A 20795-nucleotide genomic window follows, 5' to 3' on the forward strand; every position below is an offset into this window, starting at 1 on the left:
AGATGAGTGAGGTTCATGTTTACCCTGTCAACCAGCAGATTGCTGAGCGGGCTCATATCACGGAAGAACAATACGTCGACATGTACCAGCAGTCTGTCAGCGATCCGGAAGCCTTCTGGCGTGAGCACGGTAAGATTGTTGACTGGATCACCCCGTACAACAAGATCAAACAGACCTCTTTCGATACCGGTCACGTCAGCATCAAATGGTTTGAAGACGGCACACTGAACGTCTCCGCCAACTGTCTCGACCGTCATCTGGCAACCCGCGGCGATCAGCCAGCCATCATCTGGGAAGGTGACGACCCGGCCGATGATGCCACCCTGACTTATCACCAACTACACAAGCAAGTCTGCCAGTTCGCCAACGCGCTCAAAGCACAGGGCGTCAGAAAAGGCGACGTGGTTTGCCTGTACATGCCCATGGTGGCCGAAGCCGCGGTGGCCATGCTGGCCTGTACCCGCATCGGTGCGGTGCACACTATCGTCTTCGGTGGCTTCTCACCGGAAGCACTGGCGGGCCGTATCATAGATTCAAAAGCCAAAGTCGTTGTGACTGCCGATGAAGGTGTTCGCGGCGGCCGCGCTGTGCCACTGAAGAAAAACGTCGACGATGCCCTGAAACACCCTGAGGTCACCAGCATTGAGAAAGTGGTGGTGTTCCAGCGTACCGGTAATCCGGTTGAGTGGGACAGTCAGCGTGACATCTGGTGGCATGACGCCACCGCCGCCGTGCCGGATCATTGTGACCCGGAACCTATGAATGCCGAAGATCCGCTGTTTATCCTCTATACCTCAGGCTCGACCGGTAAGCCAAAAGGCGTGCTGCACACCACAGGCGGCTATCTGGTGTACGCGACCATGACCTTTAAATACGTCTTCGACTATCAGGAAGGTGAAGTGTACTGGTGTACCGCCGATGTGGGCTGGATCACCGGCCACAGCTACCTGGTGTACGGGCCACTGGCCAACGGTGCCACCACCCTGCTGTTTGAAGGCGTTCCTAATTATCCGTCCACCGCCCGTATGAGCGAAGTGGTCGACAAGCATCAGGTCAATATCCTGTATACCGCCCCGACCGCCATTCGTGCCCTGATGGCCAAAGGCGATGAAGCCATTGCCGGTACCCAGCGTTCATCGCTGCGGATCATGGGCTCTGTCGGCGAGCCGATTAACCCGGAAGCCTGGGAGTGGTATCACCGCACTATCGGTGACAGCCGCTGCCCTATCGTCGATACCTGGTGGCAAACCGAAACCGGCGGCATCCTGATCACCCCGCTGCCGGGCGCGACCGCGCTGAAACCCGGCTCGGCCACCCGTCCGTTCTTTGGCGTGCAGCCTGCCCTGGTCGATAACATGGGCAACATTCTGCCTGGTGCCACTGACGGCAACCTGGTGATGCTGGACAGCTGGCCGGGTCAGATGCGTACGCTGTGGGGTGACCATGAGCGCTTCGAACAGACCTACTTCTCGACCTTTAAGGGCATGTATTTTACCGGTGACGGTGCCCGCCGCGATGAAGACGGCTACTACTGGATCACCGGCCGTGTCGATGACGTACTGAATATCTCAGGTCACCGCATGGGGACAGCGGAAATTGAATCGGCACTGGTGGCCTTCGACAAGATTGCTGAAGCCGCTATCGTCGGCGTACCGCACGATATCAAAGGCCAGGCGATTTATGCCTATATCACCCTGAACGACGGCGTGATACCAACGGCTGAGCTGCATAAAGAAGTCAAAGACTGGGTGCGCAAGGAAATCGGCCCGATTGCCACACCGGACTTCCTGCACTGGACTGACGCTCTGCCGAAAACCCGTTCAGGCAAGATCATGCGCCGGATTCTGCGCAAGATCGCTACCGGGGACACCGGCTCGCTGGGGGATACCTCCACCCTGGCCGATCCCAGTGTGGTCGACAAACTGATCGCTGAAAAAGAAAAAGTCGTCTAACCGACACAACCTGCACCCAATCCAAGCCGCCGCCAGGCGGCTTTCTTCTTTATCCCTGCCAATCGGTTCCGATGCCAGCAAAAACCTCAGCAGATCCGTATTGCGGGAACTCCCGGCAATCTTCCATTGTCTGATTTGTCTGATTCAGCGCCACAGCATCTTTGTTTGAACCTGCTGCATTGTGCGGTGAATTTCAGTAAAACCGGTTAAGATTCAGGGTGATTGGCCGCTTATCTTGTAAGTGAGGTTAATCTGTCCGCTATCTTACTGAAGAGGCGGCGAAAATGGGGGCTGCCAGCGGCAATTTACGCCAGTTGCGTACAGTTGTAAGGTCAAAAAAGTGGTGATTAGACCAGTATTTTGCTGCGAATTGCGCTGAATTCTCTATAATTGAGCAACTAACAGGTTTTAGGCCGTGATGGTTTGCATGAAAGGAAGCAAAGTCACAGTTTTTTTGTGCTTTGTCGCTTGAATCAGCAAGAACAGGTATAGATAACAGAATATGTCGACTAATTACCGCATTTTACTGCTTAATGGACCCAATCTGAATTTGCTGGGCCTGCGCGAGCCGGGGCACTATGGCCAGCAGACACTGGATCAGATTGTAGCAAACCTGAGTGCCAAAGCCGCCAGTCTGGGCGTGACACTGGATCACCTACAGTCCAATGCAGAACACGAACTGATTGAGGCCATCCACCAGGCGCACGGTAACGTGGATTTTATCCTCATCAACCCGGCAGCCTACACCCATACCAGCGTTGCCATTCGCGATGCGCTGTTGGGCGTGGCTATCCCGTTTATTGAAATACATTTGTCAAACGTGCATGCCCGCGAGCCCTTCCGCCACCATTCCTACCTGTCTGACAAGGCAGTCGGAGTGATATGCGGCCTGGGCCCGGATGGTTATGAATTCGCCCTGGAGGCAGCTGTCTGCCGCCTTCAGAACGCTCAATGAACAACATCAAGAGTAAAGATACATGGATATTCGCAAGATCAAGAAACTTATCGAACTGGTAGAAGAATCAGGCATCTCCGAACTGGAAATCTCTGAAGGCGAAGAATCAGTACGCATCAGCCGTACCACAGCAGCACCAGCGGCTGCACCTGCGCAAATGTACGCAGCACCGGCACCTGCCGCTCCTGCGGCACCGGCACCGGTTGCCGCACCTGCTGAAGCAGCACCAGCGGCTCCTGCTGCGCCTGCCGGTCACCAGGTACTGTCTCCTATGGTCGGTACTTTCTACCGCGCGCCTAGCCCGGAAGCAAAAGCGTTCGTGGAAGTCGGTCAAAGCGTAAATGTTGGCGATACCCTGTGCATCGTTGAAGCCATGAAAATGATGAACCAGATCGAAGCCGATAAAGCCGGTACCGTTGTGGCTATCCTGGCCGAAAACGGTGACCCGATTGAATTCGATCAACCTCTGGTTATCATCGAGTAACTGAGGCGCATATGTTAGATAAAGTAGTCATAGCAAACCGCGGCGAAATCGCCCTGCGTATCCTGCGTGCCTGTAAAGAGCTGGGGATCAAAACGGTCGCTGTGCACTCCACAGCTGACCGCGATCTGAAACACGTTCTTCTGGCAGATGAGTCTATCTGTATCGGTCCGGCACGAGGCACAGACAGCTACCTCAACATTCCCCGCATCATCAGTGCGGCAGAAGTGACCGGGGCTGTCGCCATCCACCCGGGTTACGGCTTCCTGTCTGAAAACGCGGATTTTGCCGAGCAGGTTGAGCGTTCAGGTTTCATCTTCGTGGGCCCTAAAGCGGACACTATCCGTCTGATGGGTGACAAAGTGTCGGCCATCAACGCCATGAAAAAAGCCGGCGTACCTTGTGTACCGGGTTCTGACGGCCCGCTGGGCGACGATGAAGCCAAAAACAAGTCTATCGCCAAGCGTATCGGTTATCCGGTAATCATCAAAGCCTCTGGGGGCGGTGGTGGCCGTGGTATGCGTGTGGTACGCAAAGAAGCGGATCTGATCCAGTCGATCGCCATGACACGTGCAGAAGCCAAAGCGGCGTTCAGCAACGACATGGTGTACATGGAAAAATTCCTGGAAAACCCGCGCCACATCGAAGTACAGGTGCTGGCTGACGGTCAGGGCGGTGCTATCCATCTGGGTGAGCGTGACTGTTCAATGCAGCGCCGTCACCAGAAAGTAGTTGAAGAAGCGCCGGCACCGGGCATCACCGAAGAAATGCGCAAGTACATCGGTGAGCGCTGTACCCGTGCCTGTCTCGAAATCAACTACCGCGGTGCCGGTACGTTCGAGTTCCTGTATGAGAACGGCGAGTTCTATTTCATTGAAATGAACACCCGTATCCAGGTTGAACACCCTGTGACCGAAATGGTCACTGGCGTTGATCTGATCAAAGAGCAGCTGCGCATTGCTGCCGGTCAGCCGCTGTCATTCAGCCAGAGCGACATTCACCTGCGTGGTCACGCGATTGAGTGCCGTATCAATGCTGAAGATCCGGTGCGTTTCCTGCCTTCTCCGGGCAAGATCGAGCGTTTCCATGCGCCAGGTGGTATGGGTATCCGCTGGGAATCCCACATCTACAGCGGCTACACGGTTCCGCCGCACTACGATTCAATGATCGGCAAACTGATTGCCTACGGTGAAAACCGTGACGTGGCGATTTCGCGCATGCGTAACGCCCTCAACGAGATGATCATCGACGGCATCAAGACCAACGTTCCGCTGCAGAAAGACATCATGGCAGACGAGAACTTCCAGCACGGTGGCGCCAACATCCACTATCTGGAGAAAAAGCTGGGTCTGCAATAAGCACTCCGCATGCGATACCTAAGGCTGCCTCCGGGCAGCCTTTTTGTTACCGGCGTGTATCACAGCACACGGCACGGTCTGTTGCTCAGTCCCCCGCTGCGCCGTCCTCCGCATCCCCCTGAAAATGCCGCTGTACGGCATTCTGCCGGGTTTCTCATTCTGGCTGAGCTATCCCCCTGCCTGCTGCGGCTTTTGTTTTACCAGCCGCTAACCTACTCGCTGTGCCGTCTTCTGACATTTCGTGGTAGACTTCGCCCCTTCTGTTTCCACAAGAGCGACATAACCATGCCTTGGATTCAACTCAAACTGAATGCCACCGCCGCCAATGCTGAAGCCATTGGTGACATGCTGATGGAAGACACCGGCGCTTTGTCGGTCACTTTCCTGGATGCACAGGACACCCCGGTTTTCGAACCGCTGCCGGGCGAAACCCGCCTGTGGGGTGATACCGACGTTATTGGCCTGTACGATGCGGAAAGCGACATGGATATGGTGCTCTCCCTGCTGAAAAGCAGTCCGTTGCTGGCTGACGATTTTGCCTGCAAGGTTGAACAGCTGGAAGACAAAGACTGGGAGCGCGAGTGGATGGATAACTTCCATCCGATGAAATTCGGTCAGCGTCTGTGGATCTGCCCGAGCTGGCGTGAAGCGCCTGAGCCGGGGGCCGTCAACGTGCTGCTCGATCCGGGCCTGGCATTCGGTACCGGGACGCACCCCACCACCTCTCTGTGTCTGGAATGGCTGGACGGCCAGGATCTGACGGGCAAAACCGTGATCGATTTCGGCTGCGGCTCCGGCATTCTGGCGATTGCCGCCCTCAAGCTGGGCGCCGCCAAAGTGATCGGGATTGATATCGACCCACAGGCGATTCTGGCCTCGCGTGATAACGCCGAGCGCAATGGTGTGTCTGACAACCTGGAGCTGTATCTGCCCAAAGATCAGCCGGACAATCTGCAAGCCGACGTGGTGGTTGCCAATATTCTGGCCGGTCCGCTGCGTGAGCTGTCACCGGTGATCAAGAGCCTGGTCAGGGACAAGGGCCTGCTGGCGATTTCCGGAGTACTGGAATCTCAGGCCGACGATGTGGCCAGCCATTACAGCGACGAGCTGACGCTGGATCCGATCGCCGCCCGTGAGGAATGGTGCCGGATTTCAGGCCAAAAAGCCTGATCCTGACAAATTTGTCCATTGCGCATTTTGTGAGCAATCCTCTGAATTCCATGACCTTTTGCAATCCAAAACCAGGATGCTCAAATATTGGCCTTTTCAGCACAGCAAAAAATGCGTAAAATGCGCGCCCTTACTGGCATAGTCAGGAACAGACATTGAAGATCGGTCCATATCAATTAGACAACCCGTTAATTGTCGCGCCAATGGCAGGTGTGACCGACCGTCCGTTTCGTGAGTTGTGCCTGCGCCACGGCGCAGGTATGGCGGTCAGCGAAATGATGTCTGCCAACCCAGACGTTTGGAAAACGGCCAAGTCGCTCAACCGCATGGTGCATGAAGGTGAGTCTGGACTTCGTTCGGTACAGATTGCCGGGGCAGATCCCCGTCAGATGGCCGACGCCGCCCGCTTCAGTGTGGAGCACGGTGCCCAGATCATTGATATCAACATGGGTTGCCCGGCCAAGAAAGTGAACAAGCGCCTGGCTGGCTCTGCCCTGCTGCAATACCCGGATCTTGTCGAGGATATCCTCAAGGCCGTGGTAAGCGCCGTGGACGTCCCTGTGACGCTGAAAACACGGACCGGCTGGGATACAGAGAACCGAAACTGTGTCGAGATCGCACAGCTCGCTGAACACTGTGGCATTCAGGCACTGGCCCTGCACGGCAGAACCAAGGCCTGTATGTACAAAGGGGAAGCGGAATACGATTACATCAAGGCAGTGAAACAGGCGGTGTCGATTCCTGTGATTGCGAACGGTGATATCGACTCACCGGAAAAAGCACGCTTCGTCCTGGATTATACCGGGGCCGATGCCTTGATGATTGGCCGCCCAGCGCAGGGACGGCCGTGGATTTTTCGGGAAATCCAGCATTATTTAACAACCGGTGAACACCTGCCAGCGCCTTCTTTTGAAGAAGTCAGCAGCATCTTGCTGGAGCATGTACAGGCACTCCACGCTTTCTATGGGGAGTACCAGGGGTTACGCATCGCACGTAAACACGTGTCGTGGTACCTCAAAGAACAGGCTTCTGCGGGTGATTTCCGCCGGACCTTCAACGCACTCGAAGATGCTCAAGAGCAAATCGATGCGCTGCAAGGCTACTTCGACAACGTTGCATAAATACCAGAAGAGCTTACAGAATATGTTCGAACAAAATCTGACTTCCGAAGCACTTACAGTGACTACTGTCACTTCTCAAGACCAAATCACTCAGAAACCACTGCGTGACTCCGTCAAAGCCTCGCTTAAGAACTATCTCGCCCAGCTGAACGGTCAGGACGTCGATGATCTGTACGAGCTTGTACTGGCTGAAGTCGAGCAACCCCTGCTGGACACCATCATGCAGTACACCCGCGGCAACCAGACCCGCGCGGCAACCATGATGGGCATCAACCGCGGTACCCTGCGTAAGAAACTGAAAAAATACGGCATGAACTGATCATCCGTTCAGTGACGCTGATTGTACAGGGTTATGCCTACGCATAACCCTTTTTTGACGGCTCTTTCCCTGCCCGCCCCTGGCGCTCAATCCCGTTTCAATCTCTTCCCGCTTCACCACCCGTAAGCCTGCAGATACATAGCTCAAGCTGTAACTTAACTACAAATTGATAGCACCAGAATAATGCATTTTTATTTCACAGCGCGAACAAAATTAGCAAGGTGATGAAGATCACTAAGCCTTACAGGGATCGTTTGACCAAATGCATGATGCGTGATCAAGATCACCATAAGATTAATAACCAACCAGTTAATAAATGTGACATCAAGCAGCTAAAATTAATTGACTATGAAAAAACACGATAAATGTAATTTTATTACGCAGAGTAATTGTTAGTTGGATCACTGTATCTTGATGGGGGATAGCTAAAAAAGGAGACGGGGATCACGAGAACCCCGTTATCAGTTCCGTTTTCAGGATCTGTGGTAGATTGATTGGGTACGAAGCAATCGACGGTTTTGGCGAACCGTTATCGACACAACAGAACTTGAAGCTGAACATCAAACGGGGAAACGTTATGATATCACCAGACACCAAGGTCAAGATACAGAATTTTGGCCGCTTCCTCTCCAACATGGTAATGCCCAATATTGGCGCATTCATCGCTTGGGGGTTTATTACCGCTCTCTTTATTCCGACCGGCTGGCTGCCCAACGAGACGATAGCCAAACTGGTTGGCCCTATGATTACTTACCTGCTGCCACTGCTGATCGGTTATACCGGCGGTAAACTGGTGGGTGGCGATCGGGGTGCCGTGGTGGGTGCCGTGACCACCATGGGGGTGATCGTGGGTACAGATATCCCCATGTTCATGGGTGCCATGATTGTCGGCCCGATGGGTGGCTGGGCGATTAAGCACTTTGATAAGGCCGTTGAAGGCAAAATCAAAAGCGGCTTCGAAATGCTGGTCAACAATTTCTCGGCCGGCATCATAGGGATGCTGTGTGCCATCGTTGCCTTTTTCCTGATCGGTCCTTTCGTGAAGATCCTCTCTGGCGGTCTGGCTGCCGGGGTCAATTTTCTGGTCGATGCCGGTTTGCTGCCGCTGACCTCAATCTTCGTTGAGCCGGCCAAAATCCTGTTCCTCAACAATGCCATCAACCACGGTATCTTCTCGCCGCTGGGCATTCAGCAGGCCAATGAGGTCGGTCAGTCTATTTTCTTCCTGATTGAAGCAAATCCGGGTCCTGGCCTGGGCATTTTGCTGGCTTACATGGTGTTCGGCCGCGGTACGGCCAAACAGACTGCCGGCGGTGCTGCCATCATCCATTTCTTCGGGGGAATCCACGAGATTTATTTCCCCTATATTCTGATGAATCCGCGCCTGATCCTGGCGGCAATTGCCGGTGGCATGACAGGTGTCTTCACCCTGACCCTGTTCAACGCCGGTCTGGTCTCGCCCGCATCACCGGGCTCTATCTTCGCCGTGATGCTGATGGCGCCCAAAGCCTCCATAGTGGGCGTGCTGTGCTCTATCGTGGCAGCGGCGACTGTGTCCTTCCTGGTGGCTTCACTGCTGCTGAAAACCCAGAAAGTGACCGAAGACGACGATGGCAGCGCACTGAAAAATGCCAGCGAGAAAATGAAAGCCATGAAATCGGGCAAAGCCGCTGAAGGCAGTGCTGCCACAGGCTCTGCGCCGACCACTGCCAGCAGCCACCCAGCATCCAAGGTTCAGCTCAGTCAGGTTCGCCGCATCATAGTGGCTTGCGATGCCGGTATGGGTTCCAGCGCCATGGGCGCCGGTTTACTGCGCAAGAAAGTCAGTGAGGCCAGACTGAATATTGATGTCACTAACAGCGCCATCAACAACCTGCCCGATGATGTCGATATTGTTATCACCCACAAAGATCTCACTGAGCGTGCCCGCAAGCATGCCCCGCAGGCTCAGCATATTTCGCTGACCAACTTCCTTGACGGTCAGATCTACAATGATTTGATCACCCGTATCATCGCCGCGTCCAGCCCGGAAGCGGCAAATGACCCGACTCTGGTGAAACTGACACCGGTGGCCGCCAATGACGACAGTCTGGCGCCGCAGCAACCCTCGGTCTTCCAGATCCAGGCGGCCAATATCCATCTCGGGCTCAAAGCCACCAATAAGGACGATGCCATCCGCTTTGCCGGTGAACAGCTGGTCAAACTGGGCTATGCCGAACCTGAATACATTGATGCCATGTTTGCCCGCGAGGCACTGGTGCCGACTTATCTCGGAGAGTCTATCGCTGTGCCGCACGGTACGGTGGAAGCCAAAGACCGGGTGATCAAAACCGGTATCGTCATTTGCCAGTACCCTGCCGGGGTGGCATTTACCGATGACGAAGACGACATTGCCCATCTGGTGATAGGCATTGCCGCCAAAAATGACGAACACATTCAGGTGATTACTACCATCACTAACGCACTGGATGACCACGAGGCCATTGAGCGCCTCAAGCGTACCCAGGATGTCCGGGAAGTGCTCAGCATCCTGGCCAGTGAAGAAGCGGCGTAACCGCCAGTGCAGATACCGGGGCCGCCCAGCGCGGCCTCTCACAAACTTAAGGTAGTCATCATCATGAAAGCAGTTCATTTTGGCGCCGGCAATATCGGCCGGGGTTTTATTGGTAAAGTACTGGCAGATGCCGAGGTTAACGTCACTTTTGCCGACGTAAACGGACCGTTGATCGACCAGCTCAGCCATGCGCAGTCTTACAATGTCAAAGTGGTGGGCAATGACTGTCATCTGGATACCGTCAGCCATATCACAGCAGTCAATGCCGCCGGACCGGACGTGATCAATCAGATAGTGCATACCGATCTGATCACCACAGCCGTCGGCCCTGCGGTGCTGGATAAAATTGCCAGCACCATCGCGAGCGGGCTGGCCAAACGGTTTGAAGCGGGTAACACCCAGCCGCTCAATATCATTGCCTGTGAAAACATGGTGCGGGGCACCACGCACCTGAAAGAGGAAGTCTATAAGCAATTAACGACGGCGCACCGGCAGCTGGCGGAGCAGCATGTCGGCTTTGTCGATTCAGCCGTCGACCGCATTGTGCCGCCTGCGGAAGCTGCTAACGATGATCCCCTGGAAGTCACAGTGGAAAGTTTCAGCGAGTGGATTGTCGATCAACAACAGTTCAAAGGCGAGATCCCCCGCATTGCCGGGATGGAAACCACAGATAACCTGATGGCATTTGTCGAGCGGAAGTTGTTTACCCTCAACACAGGCCATATCATTACCGCCTATCTGGGCGCGCTGAAAGGTTACCAGACGATCCGCGATGCGATAGAAGATGAAGAGATCTGCGGCCAGGTCAGAACCGCAATGCGGGAAAGCGGCGAAGTGCTGATTCGCCGGTATGGCTTTGATCGTGAGCAGCATTATGCTTACATCGAAAAAATTCTGACCCGCTTTGCCAATCCCTTCCTGCGCGATGAGATTGACAGAGTTGGCCGCCAGCCGCTGCGTAAGCTGGGCAGCAACGACAGATTGATCAAACCCCTGCTGGGCACTCTGGAGTACGGTACTGACAATCGCATGTTGATCAAAGGCATAGCTGCAGCCCTGAAGTATGTGAATGACACCGATCCGCAGGCAGTAGAACTGCAGCAAACATTGCATGAGAAAGGGGTCCGCCGGACACTGGCACAATACACGGGTCTGGACGCTGACAGCGAGGTGGCCCGTGACATTGAACACTGCTATCAGACGCTGACCTGATCACCTTGCGGGGAGTTCGCTCCCCGCCTTTGCGGCACAAAGAGAAGACGAAGCCATGGCACCCTGTGAACACGAAGCTGACATTATTGAACGCCTGAACCAGGCCACCACAGTACGCGGCTTTTTTATTACCTCTGTGGATATCTTAGAAGAAGCCGTCGATGCGCTGATCCAGCGAATTTTCCGCAAGGACGACTTTGCGGTGAAATCCGTGGTGGAACCGCTGCTGCACGACACAGGTCCGTTAGGGGAACTCAGCGTGCGCCTTAAGCTGCTGTACGGCCTGGGGGTGATTGCCCAGCCTGTCTATCAGGATATTGAGCGTTGCCTGCATATCAAAGAGATGCTCAACCGTGATGTGACCGAATACCATTTTACCGACCCTAAAATCATTAAAGAAATCAAGGCGCTTCATCAGGCCAATGTGATGGGCATTGCCCAGCTGGACATGGCCCCGATCACAGAAGACATCGATCTGGCTTTCTACCAGATGCAAACCGCTCGTCAGGAACAGATAGTCAAATCCACCCTGGCACTGGCCATTTCCGGCATTGCCACTTCCCTCAACAAAGACAGCCCGTTTTAGATCCCGTCCGCTTTACTCTGCCCTGCCTTGTGGCAGACAGCCTGAACAACGACTCGTCCCGTCAGTTGCTCCGCGCGCATGAATTCTAGGTAATTCATTGATATAAAAATATAAAAAATAAGAAAGGGAGAGCAGGAGGGAATATCGGGCAGGAAAACCAGCTGGTATCCCAGCTGGCAGGTAGCAGGGCAGATTACAGATAGTCACACAAATAAGCGGTTGTCTCTGTAATCTTGACATCGAATGAGGCATCACCCGGGACTTCAAAATCATCACCGGCATTGTAGGTTTCCCAATCAACATGGCCCGGCAGCTTGACTGAAATCGCCCCTTTGACCACTGTCATGCGCTCCGGAGCTGCGGTGGCAAAGGTATAAGATCCCGGAAGCATCACGCCGACACTGCTGCGCGCACCCTCGGCTTCGAAACCAATAGATTTTACATTTCCATCAAAATATTCGTTAGTATTCAGCATGATAATCCTTATCCTGTTATTCTTTTCGGACATTGGAAACCCATCACGCTATCACAGTTTTTTGCGGTCGCATACACCTTTATCAGCCCTTGCTGAGGGCTGAGTCATGACGGCTCATCGGCCAGGGCTTCCAGGATAGAGCAATGGCTGGCATCGTCATCCGCCTCGCCGCAACAGGCGTCATTCAAGCGCTTCAATGCCCGCCGTATTCGCTGTAATTCCGCCAGTTTGCTGTCAATGTCGTCTAACTTGGCCTGAGTGATGGCTTTTACTTCCGCGCAGCTGTGCTGATCGGCTTCGACCCGTATCGCCAGCAGTTCCCGGATCTCCTCCAGGCTCAGGCCGATGGCTTTGGCCCGCAGAATAAAGCCAATGCGGGAGACATCGTCGTCGCTGTAGAGCCGGTAGCCGCTTTCGCTGCGCTCGCCCGGGATCAGCAGGCCATTCTTTTCGTAAAAGCGCAAGGTATCACTGCTGACCTCGCAGAGCTTTGCCAGTTGTCCGATCAAGTACCTAGCCATAATAACCTCATGATCCTTATCAACTCTCCCTGCACAGCGCTCGCGGCTGACCGTTTACGGCCCAAGGCAAACGTTTGCGCAATGCCGGGAATCATGTAAAATACGCGCCATTACGCAAATCCCATCCCGCCTGACGGATGAGGCTATTTGCCAAAGGCAACCTCAGTATAACAGGTCAGCTTTTGGCAAATAATTCACCGCAATCAAAGAGATGGTAGCAATGGAAAACGCTCGTCCTATTCGCCGTGCTCTGATCAGCGTATCAGACAAAACGGGAATTGTTGAATTCGCACAAGCTCTTGCCAACCGTGGCGTCGATATCCTGTCCACTGGCGGTACTGCCCGCCTGCTGGCTGATAAAGGTATTCAGGTAACTGAAGTCTCCGACTACACGGGCTTCCCTGAAATGATGGATGGCCGTGTTAAAACCCTGCACCCGAAAGTGCATGGCGGCGTACTGGGCCGACGCGGCCAGGACGATGCGATCATGGCCGAGCATGGCATTGCACCTATCGATATGGTGGTGGTTAACCTCTATCCGTTCGCGGCCACCGTCGCCAAGCCGGGTTGTACATTAGAAGACGCCATTGAGAACATCGATATCGGTGGTCCGACTATGGTGCGCAGTGCCGCCAAAAACCACAAAGACGTGACCATAGTCGTGAATGCACACGATTATGACCGGGTGCTGGCTGAAATGGCTGACAACGACGGCTCTCTGACCCATGCTACCCGTTTTGATCTGGCGATCGCGGCGTTCGAACACACCGCCGCTTACGACGGCATGATTGCCAACTATTTCGGCACCATGGTGCCTGCTTATGGTGACTCGGCTGACGAAGACTCTAAGTTCCCGCGCACCTTCAATCAGCAGTTCATTAAGAAACAAGCCATGCGCTATGGCGAAAACAGCCATCAGGATGCGGCGTTTTATGTTGAAGCACAGCCGCAAGAAGCCTCTGTGGCGACTGCGCGCCAGCTGCAGGGCAAAGCACTGTCTTACAACAATATCGCCGATACCGATGCCGCGCTGGAATGCGTTAAAGAATTCGACCAGCCAGCCTGTGTGATCGTCAAACACGCCAACCCTTGCGGTGTGGCGCTGGGTGCCAACCTGCTGGAAGCGTATGATCGCGCCTATAAAACCGACCCGACGTCAGCCTTTGGCGGTATCATAGCCTTCAACGGTGAGCTGGATGCCGACACCGCCAAAGCCATTGTTGAGCGTCAGTTCGTGGAAGTGATTATTGCCCCCAGCATCAGCGCCGAAGCCGCTGCAGTAGTCTCTGCCAAACAAAACGTCCGTCTGCTGGAATGCGGCCAGTGGCGCAGCAAAACCACAGAGTTTGACATCAAACGCGTCAACGGGGGTCTGCTGGTGCAGGACCGCGACCAGGGCATGGTCGGCCTGGATGATCTCAAAGTGGTCACCCAACGCCAGCCAAGCGACGAAGAGCTGCGCGATGCCCTGTTCTGCTGGAAAGTGGCTAAATACGTGAAATCCAATGCGATCGTCTACGCCAAAGGCAACATGACCATCGGTGTAGGCGCCGGCCAGATGAGTCGCGTATACTCAGCCAAAATCGCCGGTATCAAAGCGGCGGACGAAAAGCTGGAAGTGGCCGGCAGCGTGATGGCATCAGATGCCTTCTTCCCGTTCCGCGACGGTATCGATGCGGCGGCAGCAGCCGGTATCACCTGTGTGATTCAGCCGGGCGGGTCAATGCGTGATGACGAAGTCATTGCCGCTGCCGACGAACACGGCATGGCCATGGTCTTCACGGGCATGCGTCACTTCCGCCATTAATCAATCGTAAGGCTCCGCGATCACTGTGGAGCCTTGCTTTATTTCTTGAGCGCTCAACAGGTTTGGGCGCTTTCGATTAAGCAACTTTTAAGCATTTAGCGCTAAGCCAGATTTGCGAGTTCAAGGAAAGCGCACGCAGTTGATACCGAATCAATGAGTACGCTTGACACAGAAATCGCCAACCTGGCGACGCGATAAGGATCAAAAGATGAAAGTTCTTGTCATTGGTAACGGCGGCCGCGAGCACGCCCTGGGCTGGAAAGCGGCTCAGTCTGCACAGGTAGAAAAAGTCTTCGTGGCACCGGGCAACGCCGGTACTGCTTTAGAGCCAAAACTGGAAAATGTCGCGATTGGGGTGGAAGACACGGCGGCACTGGTGGCGTTTGCCAAAGAGCAGCACATCGGCCTGACCATTGTTGGCCCGGAAGCGCCGCTGGTGATCGGTGTGGTTGACGCATTCCGTGCTGCGGGCTTACCGATTTTCGGTCCGACCCAGGCCGCCGCCCAGCTGGAAGGCTCCAAAGCCTTCACCAAAGACTTCCTGGCCCGCCATCAGATCCCGACGGCGGAATACCAGAACTTTACCGAGATCGAGCCGGCTCTGGCTTACCTGCAAGAAAAAGGCGCGCCCATTGTGGTCAAAGCCGATGGTCTGGCCGCCGGTAAAGGCGTGATCGTGGCCATGACATTGGACGAAGCCGAAGCAGCCGTGCGCGACATGCTGGCCGGCAATGCCTTTGGCGAAGCCGGCCACCGTGTGGTCATCGAAGAGTTCCTCGACGGTGAAGAAGCCAGCTTCATTGTGATGGTGGACGGCGAACACATACTGCCGATGGCAACCAGCCAGGATCATAAGCGTGCAGGCAATGGCGACACAGGTCCGAATACCGGCGGCATGGGTGCTTATTCTCCAGCCCCTGTGGTGACTCAGGAAATCCACCAGCGCGTAATGGACGAGGTTATCCTGCCTACCGTGCGCGGTATGGCAGCCGAAGGCAACCCCTACACTGGCTTTCTGTATGCCGGCCTGATGATCATGGCCGACGGTACGCCGAAAGTGATTGAGTATAACTGCCGCTTCGGCGACCCGGAAACTCAGCCTATTATGCTGCGCCTGCAATCGGATCTGGTTGAACTGTGTCTGGCAGCTGTCGATGGCAAGCTGGATACCGTGGACTCTCAGTGGGATCCGCGTGCGGCGATTGGTGTGGTGCTGGCTGCCGGTGGTTATCCCGGCGACTACAACAAAGGGGATGTGATTACCGGTCTGCCTCTGCAGGACGGCGACGCACAAAAAGTCTTCCATGCCGGCACGGCCAGCAAAGACGGTGCTGTAGTGACCAATGGTGGCCGCGTATTATGCGCTACGGCGATGGGCGAAACAGTATCTGAAGCTCAGCAACGTGCTTATGCGCTGGCAAAACAAATCAGCTGGGACGGTGTGTTCTTCCGCGATGACATTGGTTACCGTGCCATTGCCCGCGAACAGAGCTGATCTGTCAGCGAATAAAACACAGCATGAAACAGAGCTAGCAATAAGGCGCCTGACGGCGCCTTATTTGTTGTTATTCACTGAATCTTTCACTCAGCTCAGTCCGTCAGGACACATCCAGTAATCTGGGCGGGGTCAGACAGTGCTGCTGCGTTGTCCGGTTCAACACCATTTGCTGCGCGGTGACCTTACCCAGACCATCAGATTTTCCGACCAGTGCGATATAGCCTGGCCGGGCATTGATTTGCTGCCAGTTGATCTCAATCTCAGCCTGATCACCACAGTGAACAAACCGCTGACCGTCCCACATACCCTGCACCAGCTGGAATCCGTCTCGCGACTGCTCTCTGACCAGAGCAACGGCCATGTCGGCCTGCTGGCTGAGCTGATGCAGCTGAGTGTCAGACAAAGGAAAAACCGTGTCGCCAACTTTATAGCGCTGGAACACGGCATCGCCGTGCTGATCGTAACGCACATGCAGTTCAAACGGCTGGCGTTTATCGTCTTTCAGCGCTGTGCCGGCCCGCTTCAGTTCACGCAGTTGCCCGTCGAGCCAGCGATAATCTGTCTGATACTCTCCGTAATCGCCCATCCAGACCCGTTCAGCCAAAGACTCGGGTTTCGACTGACGCTGGTTGACCCAGTACAGTGATGACGCATCACCGACAACCTGACCGCCGCTAAGACGCTCCAAAGGAGACAGTGAGTGTTGTGATATAGCAGAGCTGCCGCAGGCAGAAAGCAGGAAGGACAGGGCAATCAGGCAGAATCGTTTCATAAATAAAAAAACTCCGCCGAAGTGATCCTCGACGGAGTTAAGATTATTTTACAGAATCTTTCAGCGCTTTACCTGCAACGAAAGCAGGTACGTTGGCTGCAGCGATCTGGATTTCTTTACCAGTCTGCGGGTTACGACCTGTACGCGCTGCGCGGTGGTTTACTTTAAATGTGCCAAAGCCAATAAGTTGAACCTGATCACCGGATTTCAATGCTTCGGTGATACCGCTCAGGGTTGATTCCAGCGCGTCTTTTGCTTGCGCTTTAGTCAGGTCCGCTTGTTCAGCAATCAGGTCAATCAGTTGGGTCTTGTTCATTCGGTTTCCCTTCTAAGGTTTTTTCTTCAGACTTATCCACTCTAATTCAAAAGAAGCCCATGTGGCAAAGGTTTGTCGGCTTTCCTGTGGTTAGCTGCGGGGTCTTTAACCATAAACTGAGCGCAAGTTCACAAATTGTTACTATCCTGAACAAGACGCTGGTTGCTTTTGCTCCATAATGCACCAATTAATACCCAACTAACTCAAGAAGCTAGGTTCCGTGAGTTCAACGCATACCGTCATACCAGCGCTGTTACGGCCCTATCGTTCGGCACTTTGTGGCCACTTGAGTATCTTCATCGTTATTCCATTAAGAGCGCATCCAACGCATGTTACTTCTGATCATTTATATCACTATCGCAATAGGCGTTTCTTTTATCTGCTCTGTGCTGGAAGCTGTACTGCTCAGCATATCTCCCAGCTACATAGGCACCCTGCGGCAGCAGGCGCATCCCATGGCAGACAAACTGGCAGGTTTTAAAGACAACATAGACCGCCCCCTGGCATCCATTCTGACCCTGAACACCATAGCTCACACCATTGGTGCCGCCACTGCCGGTGCCCAGGCCGCCGTCGTCTTCGGCAGCCAGTGGCTGGGGGTGTTCTCCGCGGCGCTCACAGTCGGCATTCTTCTGCTGTCGGAGATCATCCCCAAAACCATAGGTGCGACCTACTGGCGCCAGCTGGCCCCGTTCACGGCCCATGTACTGGGATGGATGATCTGGCTGCTTAGTCCTTTCGTGTGGGTATCAGAGCAAATCACCCGACGTTTATCACGGGGCCACCAGCCACCGAAACTGCGTGATGAACTCTCTGCCATGGCCATGCTGGCCAAAGAGTCCGGCGAACTGGCCGAAGGGGAATCCAAAATCATGCATAACCTGCTGCAGTTCTGCGATGTCAGCGTGACTAAAATCATGACTCCGCGGCCGGTCCTGTTCCGTGTCGAGGGCAGCTTGTCTATCAACGAATTTTTGAGCGAGGCTAAAGACAGCCCTTTCTCACGCCCGCTGATCTACCAAGGCAGCAAGGACAATATTCTCGGTTTTGTTCACCGCCTCGAACTGTTTGCCGCCAGTCAGAGCGGACAGGGTAATCTGTTGCTCAGTGACCTGATGCGCCCGCTGCCGGTAGTCATGAACCTGGATACTGTCCCGGTAGCGTTTGAAAAACTGATGAAAGAGCGTGTGCAGCTGGCGTTAGTGGTCGATGAATACGGCACTGTGATGGGACTGGTCACCCTGGAAGATATTTTCGAGAGCCTGGTCGGCGAAGAAATTGTCGACGAAGCCGATACCAGTACCGACATGCAGCAACTGGCGTTTCAGCGCTGGGAACGCTGGAAGAAAAAACACGGGGTGATTGAAAACCGTGATGAAGACGATGACGATAACAACAACTGACGCAACACTCCCAGTAACAAGGCAGGATCATGATCCTGCCTTGTGGCGTGCAGAGGCTCAGATCAGAGCGCAATACCGATATTGCTCACTCCGTCGTCACGCAATTCCCGGCGCAGACTTTTAATCAGCTCAATATCCCGGCCATCCGCCTCTTTCAGTGCACGGTAGATGGCCCACTGGACATCCCATTCTTCGCACACGGCCTGGTTTTCCTTCTGGTTGTCGTTGGTGATTTCCTCACCCTCGCGCGCTTCTTCCAGATTGGCTACCGTTTCAACCGACAGGGAGCTGATGCTCAGTGCTGTCTCAGGGATCAGGTCACGATCCAGCAGCGCATGCAGCAGATCCGACAGCCCGACACAGGCATCGATTGCCGGGTTCACTGCATACAAATCAAAATCGTCGGCAGCGGGTACCATAGCTTCCAGCTTCTCCAGCTGGTTTTCAAAGTTAATCTTGGCATTTTTCACCGTCAGGATTTCCCAGACGCTGTCGAGGATAAGACGATAAGGCTGAGGATCCGCAAATTCAGTCTCGCGGCAGAAGAAAGCGTAATTGGGATACATCCGCTCGCAAAGTGAGGCCATGAAGGTCAGGTATTGCCAGGGTTCAAATTTTTCTAGGCGAAGCTGAATTGGATTCTTAAGCATGGGATAATCTGTCTGAAAACGTTAACTTGAATTTTACTTGATAACCCGCCAGCGCAAAAGGAAAAAGCCATGCATCAACTCTGTATTGTTTCCCGACGGGCAGACCTGTACCGCCAACTGATTGAAGAAGCAGACTTACCGGCGCTGTCACTGACGGATAATCCTCACGATGCAACGCTGGTGCTGGCCGATCCGCCATTAATCACTGACAAATTAGCGCAATTTCCGCAGCTGCGCTGGCTGCAATCCACCTATGCCGGTATTGACGCCCTGACCCGGCCCGGATTGCGCAGTGATTATGCGCTGACCAATGTCCGGGGGATCTTCGGCCAGTTGATCAGCGAGTACGTGCTGGGTTTGCTGATCAGCCACCAGCGCCATTTCGGCCGTTATCAGGCCCAGCAACAGCAGGCGCAGTGGCAGCCGCACAGCTATGGCGCTCTGTCTGACAAAACCATGGTGATTCTGGGCACCGGCTCAATTGGCCAGCACCTGGCTGGCGCTGCCAAAGCACTGGGTATGACAGTGCTGGGCGTGAACCGCTCCGGCGCAAGTGCTGCCTCTTTTGATAACGTCATGGCGATAAAAGATCTGGACAAGGCACTGCAACAGGCTGATGTGCTGGTCTCTGTGCTGCCTGCCACTGCAATGACAGACAATCTGCTCAATGCCGACAGCCTGAGCCACTGCCGCGGCACCTTACTCTTTAATGTCGGCCGGGGTAATGCGGTTTGCGAGCAGGGCCTGCTGCAGGCACTGGCCAGTGGCGCGCTCAGCCATGCTTTTCTGGATGTGTTCAAACAAGAGCCGCTGCCGGCTGAGCACCCTTTCTGGTGCCACCCTCAGATGACTGTCACGCCGCACATTGCCGCCGAAAGCTTTCCGCAACAGGTGATGGAGATATTCAAAACCAACTACCTGCGCTATGTTGAAGGTAAGCCGCTGCAATACCAGATTGACTTCACACTCGGCTATTAAAGGCTGACTATGACAAATCTCAACCCTCCGCATGCCTTAGCGGCATTGCTGGCTCAGATCCGGCAATGTGAATTGTGTCAGGCCCACCTGCCGCTCGGTCCGCGGCCGGTGATTCAGGCCAGCAGCCAAGCACGCTTGATGATAGTCGGCCAGGCGCCGGGCACCCGGGTCCACGACACCGGCATTCCCTGGAACGATCCGAGCGGCGACCGGCTGCGCCGCTGGCTGGATCTCGATCGTGATACTTTCTATGATCCCGGCCGTATCGCCATTATGCCGATGGGGTTTTGCTATCCGGGTAAGGGCAAGAGCGGAGACTTGCCGCCGAGACCCGAATGCGCGCCGCAATGGCATGGCCAGGTCTGGCCGCTGCTGCCCAATATCGGCATGACGCTGCTGGTCGGCCAGTATGCGCAAAATTATTATCTGTCAGATAAACCCAAAACCCTGACCGATACAGTCAAAGCCTGGCGGCGATGGGCGCCCACCTACCTGCCGCTGCCTCATCCTTCGCCGCGCAATACTTTGTGGCTGAAGAAAAATCCCTGGTTTGAAGCCGATGTGGTGCCCTATATCCGCGACCATGTCCACCAGCACCTGGGGCTGTAGCTGCCTTTAAAAACGCAAAAAGCGAGCCCTTCAGCTCGCTTTCTGGTGTCATCTGCCG

Annotated in this window: 20 protein-coding genes; 15 read left to right on the forward strand and 5 right to left on the reverse strand. The window is 54.6% G+C overall.

Annotated features, from left to right (window positions below; translation table 11 throughout):
- Positions 1-2: 2 nt before the first annotated feature.
- From acs to H511_RS0121000, 10 genes are all read left to right on the forward strand, one after another.
- Entirely contained in the window at positions 3-1952 is a 1950-nt protein-coding gene (gene acs, locus H511_RS0120955; RefSeq protein WP_027254102.1) for an acetate--CoA ligase, read from the forward strand.
- A gap of 502 nt (positions 1953-2454) precedes the next feature.
- Positions 2455-2907 carry a type II 3-dehydroquinate dehydratase gene (gene aroQ / locus H511_RS0120960; RefSeq protein WP_027254103.1) on the forward strand — a complete coding sequence of 151 codons (453 nt, stop codon included), beginning with the start codon at positions 2455-2457 and terminating at the stop codon, positions 2905-2907.
- Between the two features lie 22 nt (positions 2908-2929).
- Positions 2930-3391, forward strand: coding sequence for an acetyl-CoA carboxylase biotin carboxyl carrier protein (gene accB, locus H511_RS0120965; protein WP_027254104.1), 462 nt, complete (start codon positions 2930-2932; stop codon positions 3389-3391).
- Positions 3392-3402: 11 nt separating this feature from the next.
- Positions 3403-4746 carry an acetyl-CoA carboxylase biotin carboxylase subunit gene (gene accC, locus H511_RS0120970; protein ID WP_027254105.1) on the forward strand — a complete coding sequence of 448 codons (1344 nt, stop codon included), beginning with the start codon at positions 3403-3405 and terminating at the stop codon, positions 4744-4746.
- Between the two features lie 285 nt (positions 4747-5031).
- Positions 5032-5916, forward strand: coding sequence for a 50S ribosomal protein L11 methyltransferase (gene prmA, locus H511_RS0120975; RefSeq protein ID WP_027254106.1), 885 nt, complete (start codon positions 5032-5034; stop codon positions 5914-5916).
- A 155-nt stretch (positions 5917-6071) separates the two neighbouring features.
- A complete protein-coding gene (dusB, locus tag H511_RS0120980) occupies positions 6072-7037 on the forward strand; it encodes a tRNA dihydrouridine synthase DusB (RefSeq protein ID WP_027254107.1) in 966 nt (321 codons plus the stop codon).
- Positions 7038-7059: 22 nt separating this feature from the next.
- Positions 7060-7356, forward strand: a complete 297-nt coding sequence (gene fis / locus H511_RS0120985) for a DNA-binding transcriptional regulator Fis (protein ID WP_027254108.1) — start codon at positions 7060-7062, stop codon at positions 7354-7356.
- Positions 7357-7990: 634 nt separating this feature from the next.
- Positions 7991-9910: a PTS mannitol transporter subunit IICBA gene (locus tag H511_RS0120990; protein WP_420835042.1), complete on the forward strand. Its 1920-nt coding sequence runs from the start codon at positions 7991-7993 to the stop codon at positions 9908-9910.
- Positions 9911-9973: 63 nt separating this feature from the next.
- Positions 9974-11122, forward strand: coding sequence for a mannitol-1-phosphate 5-dehydrogenase (locus H511_RS0120995; protein WP_027254110.1), 1149 nt, complete (start codon positions 9974-9976; stop codon positions 11120-11122).
- 55 nt (positions 11123-11177) lie between these two features.
- A complete protein-coding gene (locus tag H511_RS0121000) occupies positions 11178-11708 on the forward strand; it encodes an MltR family transcriptional regulator (protein WP_027254111.1) in 531 nt (176 codons plus the stop codon).
- Positions 11709-11901: 193 nt separating this feature from the next.
- On the opposite strand, the gene ppnP is transcribed toward H511_RS0121000, so the two are convergent.
- Positions 11902-12183, reverse strand: a complete 282-nt coding sequence (ppnP, locus tag H511_RS0121005) for a pyrimidine/purine nucleoside phosphorylase (protein ID WP_027254112.1) — start codon at positions 12181-12183, stop codon at positions 11902-11904.
- Positions 12184-12287: 104 nt separating this feature from the next.
- Positions 12288-12704, reverse strand: coding sequence for a Zn(2+)-responsive transcriptional regulator (gene zntR, locus H511_RS0121010; RefSeq protein WP_027254113.1), 417 nt, complete (start codon positions 12702-12704; stop codon positions 12288-12290).
- Positions 12705-12924: 220 nt separating this feature from the next.
- On the opposite strand from zntR, the gene purH reads away from it, so the two are divergent.
- The gene (gene purH, locus H511_RS0121015) at positions 12925-14511 is read left to right on the forward strand and encodes a bifunctional phosphoribosylaminoimidazolecarboxamide formyltransferase/IMP cyclohydrolase (protein ID WP_027254114.1); all 1587 of its coding nucleotides are present in this window, start codon (positions 12925-12927) and stop codon (positions 14509-14511) included.
- Positions 14512-14719: 208 nt separating this feature from the next.
- Complete coding sequence (purD, locus tag H511_RS0121020; RefSeq protein WP_027254115.1) at positions 14720-16006, forward strand: phosphoribosylamine--glycine ligase; 1287 nt, start codon at positions 14720-14722, stop codon at positions 16004-16006.
- Between the two features lie 103 nt (positions 16007-16109).
- Here the strand turns inward: purD and H511_RS0121025 are convergent, their stop codons facing one another.
- Together H511_RS0121025 and hupA are read right to left on the reverse strand one after the other, a co-directional pair.
- Positions 16110-16781, reverse strand: coding sequence for a DUF1481 domain-containing protein (locus H511_RS0121025; protein ID WP_027254116.1), 672 nt, complete (start codon positions 16779-16781; stop codon positions 16110-16112).
- 43 nt (positions 16782-16824) lie between these two features.
- Positions 16825-17097, reverse strand: coding sequence for a nucleoid-associated protein HU-alpha (hupA, locus tag H511_RS0121030; RefSeq protein WP_027254117.1), 273 nt, complete (start codon positions 17095-17097; stop codon positions 16825-16827).
- Positions 17098-17426: 329 nt separating this feature from the next.
- On the opposite strand from hupA, the gene H511_RS0121035 reads away from it, so the two are divergent.
- The gene (locus H511_RS0121035; protein ID WP_027254118.1) at positions 17427-18500 is read left to right on the forward strand and encodes a CNNM domain-containing protein; all 1074 of its coding nucleotides are present in this window, start codon (positions 17427-17429) and stop codon (positions 18498-18500) included.
- Between the two features lie 62 nt (positions 18501-18562).
- On the opposite strand, the gene H511_RS0121040 is transcribed toward H511_RS0121035, so the two are convergent.
- Positions 18563-19150: a YjaG family protein gene (locus H511_RS0121040; protein ID WP_027254119.1), complete on the reverse strand. Its 588-nt coding sequence runs from the start codon at positions 19148-19150 to the stop codon at positions 18563-18565.
- A 69-nt stretch (positions 19151-19219) separates the two neighbouring features.
- On the opposite strand from H511_RS0121040, the gene H511_RS0121045 reads away from it, so the two are divergent.
- Together H511_RS0121045 and H511_RS0121050 are read left to right on the forward strand one after the other, a co-directional pair.
- Entirely contained in the window at positions 19220-20128 is a 909-nt protein-coding gene (locus H511_RS0121045) for a D-2-hydroxyacid dehydrogenase (RefSeq protein ID WP_027254120.1), read from the forward strand.
- A 9-nt stretch (positions 20129-20137) separates the two neighbouring features.
- Positions 20138-20737 carry a uracil-DNA glycosylase family protein gene (locus H511_RS0121050; RefSeq protein WP_051288346.1) on the forward strand — a complete coding sequence of 200 codons (600 nt, stop codon included), beginning with the start codon at positions 20138-20140 and terminating at the stop codon, positions 20735-20737.
- Positions 20738-20795 lie beyond the last annotated feature (58 nt).

It is taken from the genome of Photobacterium halotolerans DSM 18316 (genome assembly GCF_000425165.1).
GTDB classification, from domain to species: domain Bacteria; phylum Pseudomonadota; class Gammaproteobacteria; order Enterobacterales; family Vibrionaceae; genus Photobacterium; species Photobacterium halotolerans.

Coding starts and splice junctions, on each gene's coding strand:
- H511_RS0121035 (WP_027254118.1), top strand. CDS start 17,427: ATGTTACTTCTGATCATTTATATCACTATCGCAATAGGCGTTTCTTTT.
- H511_RS0120990 (WP_420835042.1), top strand. CDS start 7,991: ATGGTAATGCCCAATATTGGCGCATTCATCGCTTGGGGGTTTATTACC.
- prmA (WP_027254106.1), top strand. CDS start 5,032: ATGCCTTGGATTCAACTCAAACTGAATGCCACCGCCGCCAATGCTGAA.
- zntR (WP_027254113.1), bottom strand. CDS start 12,704: ATGGCTAGGTACTTGATCGGACAACTGGCAAAGCTCTGCGAGGTCAGC.
- accB (WP_027254104.1), top strand. CDS start 2,930: ATGGATATTCGCAAGATCAAGAAACTTATCGAACTGGTAGAAGAATCA.
- hupA (WP_027254117.1), bottom strand. CDS start 17,097: ATGAACAAGACCCAACTGATTGACCTGATTGCTGAACAAGCGGACCTG.
- H511_RS0121040 (WP_027254119.1), bottom strand. CDS start 19,150: ATGCTTAAGAATCCAATTCAGCTTCGCCTAGAAAAATTTGAACCCTGG.
- accC (WP_027254105.1), top strand. CDS start 3,403: ATGTTAGATAAAGTAGTCATAGCAAACCGCGGCGAAATCGCCCTGCGT.
- acs (WP_027254102.1), top strand. CDS start 3: ATGAGTGAGGTTCATGTTTACCCTGTCAACCAGCAGATTGCTGAGCGG.
- ppnP (WP_027254112.1), bottom strand. CDS start 12,183: ATGCTGAATACTAACGAATATTTTGATGGAAATGTAAAATCTATTGGT.
- H511_RS0121050 (WP_051288346.1), top strand. CDS start 20,138: ATGACAAATCTCAACCCTCCGCATGCCTTAGCGGCATTGCTGGCTCAG.
- purD (WP_027254115.1), top strand. CDS start 14,720: ATGAAAGTTCTTGTCATTGGTAACGGCGGCCGCGAGCACGCCCTGGGC.
- H511_RS0121025 (WP_027254116.1), bottom strand. CDS start 16,781: ATGAAACGATTCTGCCTGATTGCCCTGTCCTTCCTGCTTTCTGCCTGC.
- purH (WP_027254114.1), top strand. CDS start 12,925: ATGGAAAACGCTCGTCCTATTCGCCGTGCTCTGATCAGCGTATCAGAC.
- fis (WP_027254108.1), top strand. CDS start 7,060: ATGTTCGAACAAAATCTGACTTCCGAAGCACTTACAGTGACTACTGTC.
- H511_RS0121000 (WP_027254111.1), top strand. CDS start 11,178: ATGGCACCCTGTGAACACGAAGCTGACATTATTGAACGCCTGAACCAG.
- aroQ (WP_027254103.1), top strand. CDS start 2,455: ATGTCGACTAATTACCGCATTTTACTGCTTAATGGACCCAATCTGAAT.
- H511_RS0121045 (WP_027254120.1), top strand. CDS start 19,220: ATGCATCAACTCTGTATTGTTTCCCGACGGGCAGACCTGTACCGCCAA.
- H511_RS0120995 (WP_027254110.1), top strand. CDS start 9,974: ATGAAAGCAGTTCATTTTGGCGCCGGCAATATCGGCCGGGGTTTTATT.